This is a genomic window from Enterococcus sp. M190262 (genome assembly GCF_005843965.1).
Classification (GTDB): Bacteria; Bacillota; Bacilli; order Lactobacillales; family Enterococcaceae; genus Enterococcus_D; species Enterococcus_D gallinarum.
The window spans coordinates 941,230-953,298 of record NZ_CP040461.1; the positions used below are offsets into that span (position 1 = coordinate 941,230).

A 12,069-nucleotide genomic window follows, 5' to 3' on the forward strand; every position below is an offset into this window, starting at 1 on the left:
CATTACTTTTTGCGAAGGCAGCTTATGAAAAAGCCATCTGTCATAAAATCTTGCGGATAAATCGTTAGCATCTGATCATTGATATTCGCAGCAATATCAGCATTTACCGATACATCGATTCGTTCGAATTCTGGATGATCCGCTAAGAATGCCTCCACTACTGCCTGATTTTCTTCTAGCATTATAGTGCATGTACTGTAGATCATTATACCCGAATTTTTTAGCGTTGGGGCGGCACTTTCTAAAATCGCTAACTGAATTTCGGGTAAACGCTCTAGATCAGCTGCCTGCTTGTTGTATTTGATGTCTGGTTTACGACGCATCAATCCTAGACCGGAGCAAGGAGCATCCACTAAGATTCGATCAAACTGTTGTTCCTCAAAATGTTGAGCGACTTCCCTTGCATCCATCACTTCCGCTTGAACCACCTCTGAAACTGCAAGTCTTTCAGCATTTTCAGTGATCAATTTAACTTTATGAGGATGAATATCCAACGCAGTGACTTTCCCACCTGCTTCTGCAGATAGAAAGGACGCGATATGGGTTGTTTTACCTCCAGGCGCTGCACAAGCATCCAATACTTGGTGCTCTGGTGCAATGTGCAGTGCTGGTGCTACTAACATCGAACTTTCATCTTGTATTGTCAATAATCCGTTATGATATAAAGAAGAGCCGGCTAAAAATCCTTTATCAGCCACAATCCCATACGGAGATAGTTGGCTTTCTCGAGCTTCGATCCCTTCTTCCTGTAGTTGAAGGATGGCTTCGTTGCGAGTAATTCTTTGTAGATCAAGGCGTCCACTAGCATGGCTAGGTACTAGTAAAGACAGCCCTAACTCCCGGGTTTTATCGCTGCCGATCTGCGCTACGAATCTTTCAGTTAGCCATAATGGCATACTGATTTCTATAGCTAACCGCTCCAAGGGATCTTTGATTTGATCAAGTGCCGGCACACCCTCTCTTTGAATCGTACGCAACACGCCGTTAACAAATTTTCCGATCCCTGGATTTCCTTTTGCTTTCGCGATTTCCACGGCCTCATTTAAAATAGCATGATTAGGTACTTTGTCCAAGTACAGCATTTGGTAAAGAGAAAGACGCAATAATGATCTGACCCATGGATCGACTTTTTTTGCATTCTTGATAAAGTTCGCTAAATAATAATCCAATAGCAGCTGCCGACTAATGGTTCCATAGACCATTTCTGTCAATAAACGTCCATCTTTATCATTTAAACGGCCTTGATTCATCAGTTCTCTCAATAATAAGTTCGAATAGGCACCGCCTCTTTCGATACGAACTAAGGCCTCTAATGCAACAAAGCGAACAGTATATTGGATTTTTCCTATTTTACGCTTCATGAGTACCAACCTTATCACCTAGTTGAATGTGTTGCCCAGTGCCATTTAGAAAAGCCGCAATGGATTGACGACCTTTTCCAGCTGGTTGTAGCTCTTCTAAAGCTAAAACTGTCTGTTGACCACAAGCGATCCATAGCGCCTTTTTCGTTCGTTGCATGATGGTTCCTGGCGCGGCATCTGTTGTTTCATCGACTACTGCTACTGACCAAATCTTCCAACGGCTCCCTTGGTAAGTCGTGAAAGCAATTGGCCACGGTCGCATCCCTCGGACCTGATTGTCGATCTCCTGTGCTGTCTTTGTCCAATCAATTGCTTCTTGTTCTTGCGTAATATTGGGGGAGAATGTTGCCTGCTCTTCTGCTTGAGGCATTGGTTTCAGTTCTCCTGATAGGATTTTGGGTAATGTTTTCAGCAGTAATTCTTTACCCAATAAACTTAATTTCTCAAACATAGTCCCCACATCGTCTTGATTAGTGATCGGCAGTTTAGCTTGAGAAAAAATACCCCCAGCATCCATTTTTTTAATCATTTCCATGATGGTGACACCTGTTTCCGGTTCGCCTTCCATGATGGCATAGTGCACTGGGGCACCACCCCGATACTTTGGTAATAAGGAGGCATGGACATTGATCGCTCCAAATTTTGGTACTTGCAACAGCTTTTCCGGTAAAAATTGGCCAAAGGCCGCAGTGACTAAAATGTCTGGTGCTAATTCTTTGATCGTTTCCATTTCAGGTGAACCGCTGATTTTTTCTGGTTGCAAAACCAACAATTGGTGCTTCAATGCTGCTTCTTTGACAGGCGTTGGCGTGATTACTCGTTTTCGACCTACGGGCCGATCCGGTTGGGTCACTACCGCTGCAATTTCATAGCCTTCTGCCAGCAATCCTTCTAAGATTGGTACAGAAAACGCGGGGGTTCCCATAAAGACAACTTTAGTCATTTTCGTGTTCCTCCATATATTGTTCTAGTTCAGATTCTGGGATCTTATCGATCATTTTATCAATAAATAAGACACCATTCAGATGATCAATCTCATGCTGGATAGCCCGAGCCAAGTAGCCAAAAGCTTGAACCTCCATTTCTTCTCCTTCACGGTCAAAGTAGCGAACCGTAATCTCATCTGCTCGCTTGACCGTACCATAGGTATGAGGAATACTCAAGCACCCTTCTACATCAACAGATTCTCCTGATGACTCGATGATTTCTGGATTAATCAGTTCGAAACGATCCTCTTCATCTACTTCAATGATTGCCACTTGCAGGTTTTTACCAATCTGAGGGGCCGCAATACCTACGCCGTCATGCGCCACCATTGTTTCATACATGTCTTCTAGTAGTTGTACCAGCTCATCTGTAATCATAGATACCGGTTTTGGTTTTCGACGAAGCTGATCGTCGGGATGAATAATAATTGGATAGCGCATAATATCTCCTTTAAATAAAATTCAACGGTTCTTGGTCAATGGAAACATAGAGTCCTTTTCGCTGATCGATCTGACTTTGTTCCAATAACCGGGTCAACAGTTCAGGCAAATGTGGTTCATTTTTGTATTTAATAATCAGTTGGTAGTAATAGCGATTTTTGACACGCATGATCGCGCTAGGTGCCGGTCCAAGCAAAATACTTTGACCCGATAATTCTTTTTGTACTTCTTGGTAAATGGCAAACATCTTTTGGGCAGCTGCCTGCTCTTCGAGATGACTGCAGGTAATTTTTACCGTGTAGTAATAAGGGGGATATCCGCTTTGATGCCGAACCCACATTTCTTGTTGGTAAAAAGCTTCATAGTTTTGGGTTTGTGCTAGCTGAATCGCATAGTGTTCCGGATTAAATGTCTGAATGATTACTTCGCCGGCTTTCTCCGCCCGGCCAGCTCGGCCGCTTACTTGCGTCAGCAATTGAAATGTTCGTTCACTAGAACGAAAATCTGGCAGATTCAATGCTGTGTCAGCATTTAAGACCCCTACCAATGTAATATCCGGAAAGTCTAACCCTTTGGCAATCATTTGTGTTCCTAATAAAATGTCTGCTTTCTTTTCGCCAAATAAAGTAAGTATTTTTTCATGTGCTCCTTTTTTGCGGGTAGTATCCACATCCATCCGCAATACCCGTGCTTCTGGAAATCTAGCAATTAGTTCTTCTTCAACTTTCTGCGTACCTGTTCCATAGTAACGGATCTTATCTGCATGACAACTAGGACAGCGGTGAGGGATCTTTTCTTCATGCCCGCAATAATGACAGCGCATCGTCTTGGTATCCATATGAAGCGTCAAAGAAATATCACAGTTCGGACAAGGCAGAACATACCCGCAATCACGACACATAACAAAAGAAGAATACCCGCGTCTATTCAGCAGCAAAACGATTTGTTCTTGTTTATCTAAGCGATCTTGGATTTTTTCCTGTAATTGGCGAGAAAAGGTCTGGTAGTTTTTGTTGGCAAATTCTTCCCGCATATCTACTACATTGATCTGCGGCAAACGAGCACTGAGTTTTGCTCGTTGATTCAAACGCAACAATTGATAAACGCCTTTTTGCGCCCGAGCCCGTGACTCGAGAGAGGGAGTGGCACTCCCCAAAACAACAGGACAATGATGATATCCTCCGCGCCATATCGCTAAATCACGCGCATGATATCTTGGTGCCTCCTCCTGCTTATAGCTTGCTTCATGTTCCTCATCGACAATAATGACGCCAATGTTTTTTAAAGGAGCAAAAATAGCTGAACGTGCGCCGACTACTACTTGGGCTTCTCCCCGTTCAATTTTTCGCCATTCATCATATTTTTCCCCTTGTGACAGTCCACTGTGAAGCACAGCCACAGCGTTACCTAAGCGGCTCTTGAATCGTTCCACCATTTGTGGGGTTAAAGCAATCTCTGGCACCAGCATAATGGCAGTCTTTTTTTGTTCCAACAGCTCAGCGATCGTTTGAAGATAGACTTCTGTCTTCCCACTGCCAGTGATGCCTTCTAAAAGAAAGGTTTGTGCCTCTTGTCTTTTTGCTGCTGACAGAATTTTTGAAACCGCATCGGTTTGTTCTTCGTTCAATGCTAATGCTGCAGTTTGGGGAAATGATCGATCTTTGAAGGGGTCCCGATATGTCTCAACCTCATGAAATTCAAGCCAGCCTAATGCTTGCCCTTGATTCAAGACAGCTGTCGAAATGCCTGCTTCTGCAAAAAATGAAACAGGAAGCTGATCAGATTCTTGTAAGACTGTCAATAGTTGTTGTTGCCGTTTAGCCCCTTTCCTGATTTGCTTCATTGCCTCTGGAATTGCTTCTGGAGAGATCAGGCGTTTCACCATACGGATTTTCTTGGCTTTATTTTTATTTTTTACCACATATTGCAATTCAACGACTGCTTCTTCACGCAATACTTTCAATTGCGACAATAATCCCGCTTCCTCAGCAGCTTGCCAGCTCAGGCTATTCGTCTCAGGAAAATGCGCTTTTATTGGGTGCGTATCATCCAATAAAAGAATATTCTTCTGGTATTCTGCTTTCATCACACTAGGCAACATGGTCTGCAAGCAGGTAATCTTAAAAGCAAATGTCGTTTTTTTCATGTAATCAGCTAACTGTAATAATTCTTCATTCACCACAGGAGAAAGATCCAGCAAGCGAAGAATAGGTTTCAATGGTTGACCTGGCGGTGTATCCGTCAATCCTACGATAAAGCCTTGGATATGCCGATCCCCATTACCAAATGGCACTTCGACTCGCATGCCAGTCTCTGCTACAGCGCGCAAATATTCAGGTATTTCATATGTAAAAGGTTGATCTGTCTGCATCGTTGGTACATCCACGATCACTTCTGCTGCATAGGTCATCTTCTCTCCTCCTCCAGGCTTTATTTTACTAAAATGACAGACATTTGTCTGTAAACCTTACGAAAATTTAACGGCTATCGACTCAAAAGAAAAAGCCAGAACACGCATTGTGCTCTAGCTTTTTTAATTGTCTACAGATTCTGTTCGTCACGAATCCGGGCTTCCAGTTCTTTTTGCTCTTGGTCTTTTTGCGCTTTGCGCTCTTCTTGTTCCATTTTCAAGCGAGCACGTTTGATTTCTGGATGCGGATCATTAACAACAAGCTCTGCTTCGATTTCTTCCAATGCTTGTCCTACGCTTTTCACCGAATCAAATTGTTCCAATGTTGCTTGGGCGCCTGCATCTAGTTCATGCGCGCGTTTGCTGGCTAAAATCACAAGGGAATACTTTGAGTTCACACGATCCAATAATGAATCGATTGAAGGTTTTAACATCATTCGTTTTACAGCTCCTCTAACATTTTGATATACTTGCCGATTACTCGATCAACGCGAAAATGTTCACTTGATATAATTTCTCGAATCCGTTGTACTGCTTTAGATACTTCATCATTTACGACTGCGTAGTCATATAAAGCCATCATTTCGATTTCTTCTCTGGCAACACGCATTCGTTCATCGATCACTTCGGCAGAATCTGTCCCCCTGCCAGTGATACGTGAGCGTAGCTCTGCTAAATCAGGTGGGGTAAGAAAAATAAAGACCCCATCAGGCACTTTTTCTTTGACTTGTTTAGCTCCTTGAACTTCGATTTCCAAGAAAACATCTTTCCCTTGGTCCAATGTTTTTTGAACATAAGACAACGGGGTGCCGTAGTAATTGCCAACGTATTCTGCATATTCCAACATTTCGCCTGCTTCGATCAAGGCTTCAAATTCCTCACGGGTGCGGAAATAATAATCAACGCCTTCGATCTCACCTTCACGCTTGTTGCGTGTTGTCATCGAAACAGAATATTGAAAATCGTTGTCATCACTTTCAAAAATTGCTTTTCGCACAGTGCCCTTGCCTACACCGGAAGGTCCTGATAAAACTATTAGTAATCCTCGCTCTGACATAATGACGTCCTTTCACTGACTTTTGCTTAACGTCTATTTTGCACTTTTTTTCAGCAACTTTCAAGAACTACTTTATTATAATGGGAAATTCATGAAATTACTACTCATCTCTCCTACTTTTAGAACCCCATGTTGCTTAGCGTATTGATCACACCTGCCAACTCATCTTTTGTCGTGATAGCTTTCTCCGTAGGATCTTCTACTTCCTGGCAATCAATCCGAACGATATACCGACGATTCAACGATACCGCATTTCCATTGACCAAAATTTGCAAGAACTCTTGATCAATCGCGACACAAGCATCTTGCCAAGCATCAAAGTTTGCTTTATCTGATGGGACGCTCCGCTTAATGACGTTTTTTCCGCTTAATTCATGAAAAGTAATATCATAGTATTTCATTGTTGATCACTCCTATTCGATATTTTGGACTTGTTCTCTTATTTTTTCAATAATCGTCTTCATCTGTACTACACTATTCTTGATTTCAATTGGGCTTGACTTGGAACCTATGGTATTTACTTCTCGGTTCATTTCTTGAATCAAAAAATCCAGCTCCCGGCCGATCGGCGATTTTGCCTCTAACAAAGTAGTCATAGAATCTAAATGAATCATCATTCGATCCAACTCTTCATGAATATCTCCCCGCTCCAACAGGATGGCCATCTCGGTCAACAAACGTTCTTGATCTACTTGCTCGCCTAAATATTCCGTCAGCTTTTTCTCAAAACGTTGGCGATGATCGGCTTCATAAACGGCAATAAACGTCTGTAATTCCATGATTTTACCAAGTAATTGCTGCTGATTTTCTTTTAACACTTGATAAATCCCTTGTCCTTCAATTTCACGGCTTTGATCGATAGCTGTTAGAGCCTGAGACAAAGCATCTAACACACCTTGCTCTAACTGGGTATCTTCTTGTTGTTTTTCTCGGACATCAAGAAATGCTTCATGGACGATTAATTTTTCCAAAAGATTTTTTTTCGACAGCTCTTTTATATCCAACCTTTGAGCAGCTTCTTCTTCGACCTGCTTCAAAAAAGGCACCAATAAATCCCATTGGACTATAACTTCTTTATGAGCCGCATTCTTTTCGTTCAATGTCAGATAAAGCTCCACCCGACCACGCTGTAATACTTTTTTGACTTCTTGTCGAATTAGTGCTTCCAAATCATTCAATTGTTTGGGCATGCGCAACTGCAAATCCATAAATCGCTGATTGACACTTTTAATCTCAATCTCTATTTGATAATCAGCTGTTTCTCCATTCCCTTTGCCAAAACCTGTCATGCTTTTCATTCATTTCTTCCTTTCACATAGAAAGCAGTGCTTTTTTTAATTCGGTGAATTCTTCATTTGATAATGTTAAGCCTTTACCCATTTTTTCATGTCCTGGACTCCAGTCACGCAAGTCAAACTTAGGCGAGCGACCATTCCAGCTGACTAAATTAAGCTCTTTACGCCAACCTTTAGGATTTTCCGAAAGAACGGCGATCTCCTCTACGATCTCATAAGAAAAATTATCCATTGTGTTCCTCTCCTTTTAAAAAATAAGCCAGATAGGCTGACAGCACAGCCAATTCTGGATACCGCGCACGAATCTGCTGAAATGCCGGTGTTTCAATTTGTTGGGTTCGATAGAAAAACAAGAACCGTTTTTGTTCAGATACCAAAAAGAACTGTTCGCGATAGTAATACAACCATTCTGACACTGACCATACTTCTGTTTCTTTCGTTGGTTCTGTCATGATTTTCTCACGTATCGCTTGCAGGAAAGATTCCTTTGTATAAATGACGGTCGGTGTAAGATGTAGTAATCTGCCTATACATTCAAAAAAGACGCGCCCACAAATTTCCAAGGGGACCTCTTGCTGATATAACTTACGCACTTTCTTCCAAAATTCCTTTTTTTTCATAAATGCGTACAATCGCGGTGCATCTTGTCGAAGCAAATGAACGAATGGCTTCCACGAATCGTTGAAGACCTCTTCATCAAAAGTATACCAATAGCCACTGAACTTGCCAAAGTATTTCATCGTTTCTAAATACCCAAGAGTCATGTTTTCTAGAGAACGTTTGGCATCAAAAATCAAAAAACTACCTAGAGTCCAAGGTGAAGCAATTTGAATCTGCGCAATTGATTCTGAGACCTGAACCTTCTTATTGATTCCAGGCCCTTGGACATCGACGGCAATGACTTCTGTAGCGCCTCGCTCAATGGCTACATCAATTGGCAGATTGTTGCGGTACCCTCCATCAATATAATAGATCCCATCAATCAATTGTGCCTGCATTGCTGGATAAAAAGACGCTGATGCTAGCAACCATTGCAAACTATAATCAATTTTGCTGGAATCAAACTGATAAACAACCTCTTTGAAATCCGGCAGACGAGTCGTACAAAGTAAGAGCTGGCTTTTGCTGGCATTAAATTTTTCTGCATCAAAAGTCGCTGCTAACAGCTGTGCTAATGGTTTTGTACTCGCACCATTGTCTTTAAGTGCTGTCTTTACGAGTGAGCGTAATTGCTCCATCATATCTAATAAGGTTTCTTTTTTAGCAGCAGCTTTTGGGTATTGGAGGACCTGTTCACTAGAAATATTCGTCCATAATTGCTCAGCAGCTTCAATATCGTCCATTAAAACCAATGCACCATTCAATGCACCAACTGACGTCCCCGCTACCCACTCAAATATGATTCCATGTTTTTTCAGCGCTTGCCATACGCCAATTTGATAGGCGCCATGGGCGCCTCCTCCACCTAGGACGAAAGCTGTATGGTAGTCCAGTTGCTTGTGGTACCCCTGTGTCACCCTACCATATCCACGTCCCACAAACCACTGATCCATGATGGGGTTTCTTGTCATTTCCCAAAGTATCTGGTCTACGAAACGGCTTCTAGCAAAACTCTCAGTCATCGAAACAAGTGTCTCCCAAGTAAATGCATCACTTGGCACCTGCAACAAATTCTGAATGGTCAGAAGCGGCCCTTCATGGACACAAGACAGATAGACTGTGCCGTGTTGATTCGTCAATCGCCACCCCTGTTCGTTGACCACTGATTGAAAAGCGGCTCGCGCCTCCGAATGACTAGAAAAAAAAGGGAAAACTAGTCGGCTTTGTTGAAACACATCTTGGGATACATATAAATCAGAAAAATAAATTTTTGTTGTCTTCATCCGACTCCTCCTCAAATGCAAAAAAGAAACCACGGATGATCAATGAAAATTTCTGACATCATTCGTGGTATTCTTATCATTTAAAAAGTCCGCTGTTCCATATTGAATGCGGCCCGCATCTCGTCTGTCGCATCAGCAACTGGTGTAACCGATTCAAGATCACCCTGAACCACACGTCTGGTTACTCCACCCATTTCACCACATGTAATTAATGTGATCATTTTTCTCCCTGCTACTTCATCCAATAAATAAACATCTGTTGGTTGAACCCGCACGGTTGAAGTTGCTGTATATGTATAAATATTTTCTAAATCCGTAATATAAATTGTTGCGCCAATAGCCACATCATCTAAAGGTGTGAACAAAAGGTCTGGCGACTGCGCACGATGGCTAGCTAGTGCATAATTTCCTTCGCCCATTTTTTGTGTTGGGCTAAGAGTTCCTGCTCCATATAGCAAAGCTTCATTCGATAACCCCTTAAAAATCGGCAAATTAATCGCTACGCTAGGTATCGCAACACCACCGATCACTGGTAATGTGCTGTTACTTAGTTGCGCTTTAAGAACTGCTTCTGAGCTGGCCGGTTCAACGGCATCAAAATCAAAAGTAGTGTCTGCCTCCATATTCTTTTTGACATCGGCTCTAGAGATCTCGGAAACTGCGTAAGCATCTCCGTTGTGTTTGATCAGAAAATTTTTGATTTGATTATTAAAAATCAAAGCAAGACCAATCAATAACAAAAGGACCAAAAATAGATTCGAGAGCCAATGGAACAAAGTTCGTTTCTTTTTCATCGTTTTTCGTCTCCAATTTTTATTACTCCTATCATAACAAAATCATTGCAGAAGCGCCAATTTTGGATTTTTTTTAATAAAAAAGCAAAGATTTTTGCTTCATAAAAAAACGCAATCTTAAAAATTGTTTTTTCCGTTATTTTGTAATATAACTTTAAACGAAAAGATACAAGCAATTTGATACACTTTATTGTAGAATGAACTTATTATCAGGGAGGGATTAATTGGCATGTCGAACACGATTTATGTACATATTGATACAACCAGCAATGCCGTTTCGACTCGCGGAGTGGATGCTCAAGATTTCAACAAGAGCATCGTTCACCAGCCAAAAAATCTGTTGTTGCTTGATCCCTCTAGTGAATTTGGTGAATTTGAGTCGCATACAGGGCTAAAGATTATCCGAGGCATTGAAGATGTCCACCTTTTCTTTCAACAACTCAACCGCGGACGGATCACAGAAGAAATCAAATGGATCGACTTTAATGATTTAGAAATGGTAAAGGAGCTAACACCGCTAGAAATTTCAGAATTGTTATATTTTGGGCATATGAAAACGCATCTTCATTCTCCGTTTTTCTACAAACTGCAAAACAACTTTGTTTATTTCGACCTCAAAGATCAGCGTTCCCGTGTTTACTACCGCTACCTGGAAGAATATTACCGAATTTTGGCTGACAAAATCACGCACATCGTTCTAGAAAAAATAAATGATCGACTTTCTTTCTTCAAAAAGCCTACTCCGGTCTCTAAACTTGATTTAAATCTTCTCAAAGACTTGCGGGGGGTCATGCAGGAAGGAATCATCTTATGTTTCCATCAAGAACAATTGGTCGATAAAACCTACACAATCCCGATTTACTTAGTCGAGGAATCTGGGCTCAAAAATAGTCACCTCTCTCTGAAAGAAGACTATCAAGTGGCAACGCTTCGCTACTTTGCAAATAAAAAAGAATGGCAGTTGGAATTGGATCAAGATGATCTAGCTTTTGGTTTTATCGATAAAAAATGACTTGCTCTCCTATTTTGATTTTGGAGAACAAGTCTTTTTTTACGCAGTCCGATTTAAATAATCGTCCTTAGGTACAAATACCTCTGGGGATGTTCGATAAGCAATTAGTAAGATAATTGCCGTGACGATTGCCGTAGCAAGTCCGCTGGCGGTATTCATTACCAGAGAGAAAAGCCAAGGTTTCATCCCCCAGAGAGCATATGCGCCCCAGTAAACCCAACCGGCAAGGAAATGCCAAAAATAACGAGCAAATGCGCCTGTGAATGTTGCTTGTACAAGTAGTCGTTGCACGCTACCCTTCGAACCATTTCTAATCGCCAAATGAATTTTATTTGCATAAAGTCCGGCAAAACCAACAAATGTAAAAGCAAATGGGTACTCAATCAATACTTGAAGAACACTCAAAAACCAGACTTTACCTAATGGGAAATGCAGCAATCCCCAAACCAATCCGGCCATTAATCCTGGCTTCCAGCCTCTACGGATAGCAAATATTGTTAATGGAATCTGTCCTAAAGAAATTGAAAAACTACTTCCAAAGTCTAAAGGAATCAGCGATAGTACCATCGCCAGTGCCGCCATAATCGTTCCCTCTATCCAAATTTTTGTACCATTTCCCACAAAAAAACTCCTCCTTTAGAATCATCACAATTCACAAAGGAGAAGTGTTAGACACTTCAACTCGTCACAATTCCTACGTTCGCATGATCGAAACAGGTACGAAGGGTTTAGAGTACTCTCATTCTCAGCCTTTTCAGACTCCCCTTTGTGATTAGATTCTATTTTATTTTGCTTGCACTGCTGCAAGTCATCTTCAAGAATACCACAAA

The 12,069-nt window shown here is 41.6% G+C and carries 13 protein-coding genes and 1 riboswitch; of the genes, 1 reads left to right on the forward strand and 12 read right to left on the reverse strand.

Annotation, left to right across the window (positions count from 1 at the left end; all coding sequences use genetic code 11):
- Nucleotides 1-2: 2 nt before the first annotated feature.
- The 11 genes from rsmB to FE005_RS04350 all read right to left on the reverse strand — a co-directional run bounded on the left by rsmB (nt 3) and on the right by FE005_RS04350 (nt 10,227).
- The gene (gene rsmB, locus FE005_RS04300) at nt 3-1,361 is read right to left on the reverse strand and encodes a 16S rRNA (cytosine(967)-C(5))-methyltransferase RsmB (protein WP_081131177.1); all 1,359 of its coding nucleotides are present in this window, start codon (nt 1,359-1,361) and stop codon (nt 3-5) included.
- Nucleotides 1,351-2,304 (reverse strand): methionyl-tRNA formyltransferase, encoded by a 954-nt coding sequence (gene fmt / locus FE005_RS04305; protein WP_138371381.1) that lies wholly within the window; start codon nt 2,302-2,304, stop codon nt 1,351-1,353. Before fmt ends, rsmB begins: the two co-directional genes overlap by 11 nt.
- The gene (gene def / locus FE005_RS04310; protein ID WP_113849013.1) at nt 2,297-2,788 is read right to left on the reverse strand and encodes a peptide deformylase; all 492 of its coding nucleotides are present in this window, start codon (nt 2,786-2,788) and stop codon (nt 2,297-2,299) included. Before def ends, fmt begins: the two co-directional genes overlap by 8 nt.
- Before the next feature lie 10 nt (nt 2,789-2,798).
- Nucleotides 2,799-5,198: a primosomal protein N' gene (gene priA, locus FE005_RS04315; RefSeq protein ID WP_003128844.1), complete on the reverse strand. Its 2,400-nt coding sequence runs from the start codon at nt 5,196-5,198 to the stop codon at nt 2,799-2,801.
- Between the two features lie 131 nt (nt 5,199-5,329).
- Nucleotides 5,330-5,635: a DNA-directed RNA polymerase subunit omega gene (gene rpoZ / locus FE005_RS04320; protein WP_005469752.1), complete on the reverse strand. Its 306-nt coding sequence runs from the start codon at nt 5,633-5,635 to the stop codon at nt 5,330-5,332.
- 5 nt (nt 5,636-5,640) lie between these two features.
- On the reverse strand, nt 5,641-6,255 hold the full coding sequence (gmk, locus tag FE005_RS04325) for a guanylate kinase (protein ID WP_003128842.1): 615 nt from the start codon (nt 6,253-6,255) through the stop codon (nt 5,641-5,643).
- A 119-nt stretch (nt 6,256-6,374) separates the two neighbouring features.
- The gene (locus FE005_RS04330) at nt 6,375-6,656 is read right to left on the reverse strand and encodes a hypothetical protein (protein WP_003128841.1); all 282 of its coding nucleotides are present in this window, start codon (nt 6,654-6,656) and stop codon (nt 6,375-6,377) included.
- A gap of 12 nt (nt 6,657-6,668) precedes the next feature.
- Nucleotides 6,669-7,553, reverse strand: a complete 885-nt coding sequence (locus tag FE005_RS04335) for a YicC/YloC family endoribonuclease (protein WP_113849012.1) — start codon at nt 7,551-7,553, stop codon at nt 6,669-6,671.
- 13 nt (nt 7,554-7,566) lie between these two features.
- The gene (locus FE005_RS04340) at nt 7,567-7,782 is read right to left on the reverse strand and encodes a YdbC family protein (protein WP_138371382.1); all 216 of its coding nucleotides are present in this window, start codon (nt 7,780-7,782) and stop codon (nt 7,567-7,569) included.
- Nucleotides 7,775-9,433, reverse strand: a complete 1,659-nt coding sequence (locus tag FE005_RS04345; protein ID WP_138371383.1) for a patatin-like phospholipase family protein — start codon at nt 9,431-9,433, stop codon at nt 7,775-7,777. Before FE005_RS04345 ends, FE005_RS04340 begins: the two co-directional genes overlap by 8 nt.
- Nucleotides 9,434-9,513: 80 nt before the next feature.
- Nucleotides 9,514-10,227 (reverse strand): class A sortase, encoded by a 714-nt coding sequence (locus FE005_RS04350; RefSeq protein ID WP_003128837.1) that lies wholly within the window; start codon nt 10,225-10,227, stop codon nt 9,514-9,516.
- Between the two features lie 229 nt (nt 10,228-10,456).
- On the opposite strand from FE005_RS04350, the gene FE005_RS04355 reads away from it, so the two are divergent.
- The gene (locus tag FE005_RS04355) at nt 10,457-11,239 is read left to right on the forward strand and encodes a hypothetical protein (RefSeq protein ID WP_003128835.1); all 783 of its coding nucleotides are present in this window, start codon (nt 10,457-10,459) and stop codon (nt 11,237-11,239) included.
- 39 nt (nt 11,240-11,278) lie between these two features.
- Here the strand turns inward: FE005_RS04355 and thiT are convergent, their stop codons facing one another.
- Complete coding sequence (gene thiT / locus FE005_RS04360; protein ID WP_042620412.1) at nt 11,279-11,821, reverse strand: energy-coupled thiamine transporter ThiT; 543 nt, start codon at nt 11,819-11,821, stop codon at nt 11,279-11,281.
- Nucleotides 11,822-11,913: 92 nt separating this feature from the next.
- A riboswitch (TPP riboswitch) is annotated at nt 11,914-12,015 on the reverse strand.
- Between the last annotated feature and the right edge of the window lie 54 nt (nt 12,016-12,069).

What these genes read in the sequence shown, in the direction of transcription:
- FE005_RS04345 (WP_138371383.1), bottom strand. Translation starts at nt 9,433, where the DNA reads ATGAAGACAACAAAAATTTATTTTTCTGATTTATATGTATCCCAAGAT.
- fmt (WP_138371381.1), bottom strand. Translation starts at nt 2,304, where the DNA reads ATGACTAAAGTTGTCTTTATGGGAACCCCCGCGTTTTCTGTACCAATC.
- rpoZ (WP_005469752.1), bottom strand. Translation starts at nt 5,635, where the DNA reads ATGATGTTAAAACCTTCAATCGATTCATTATTGGATCGTGTGAACTCA.
- priA (WP_003128844.1), bottom strand. Translation starts at nt 5,198, where the DNA reads ATGACCTATGCAGCAGAAGTGATCGTGGATGTACCAACGATGCAGACA.
- FE005_RS04350 (WP_003128837.1), bottom strand. Translation starts at nt 10,227, where the DNA reads ATGAAAAAGAAACGAACTTTGTTCCATTGGCTCTCGAATCTATTTTTG.
- rsmB (WP_081131177.1), bottom strand. Translation starts at nt 1,361, where the DNA reads ATGAAGCGTAAAATAGGAAAAATCCAATATACTGTTCGCTTTGTTGCA.
- gmk (WP_003128842.1), bottom strand. Translation starts at nt 6,255, where the DNA reads ATGTCAGAGCGAGGATTACTAATAGTTTTATCAGGACCTTCCGGTGTA.
- def (WP_113849013.1), bottom strand. Translation starts at nt 2,788, where the DNA reads ATGCGCTATCCAATTATTATTCATCCCGACGATCAGCTTCGTCGAAAA.
- thiT (WP_042620412.1), bottom strand. Translation starts at nt 11,821, where the DNA reads ATGGCGGCACTGGCGATGGTACTATCGCTGATTCCTTTAGACTTTGGA.
- FE005_RS04330 (WP_003128841.1), bottom strand. Translation starts at nt 6,656, where the DNA reads ATGAAATACTATGATATTACTTTTCATGAATTAAGCGGAAAAAACGTC.
- FE005_RS04340 (WP_138371382.1), bottom strand. Translation starts at nt 7,782, where the DNA reads ATGGATAATTTTTCTTATGAGATCGTAGAGGAGATCGCCGTTCTTTCG.
- FE005_RS04355 (WP_003128835.1), top strand. Translation starts at nt 10,457, where the DNA reads ATGTCGAACACGATTTATGTACATATTGATACAACCAGCAATGCCGTT.
- FE005_RS04335 (WP_113849012.1), bottom strand. Translation starts at nt 7,553, where the DNA reads ATGAAAAGCATGACAGGTTTTGGCAAAGGGAATGGAGAAACAGCTGAT.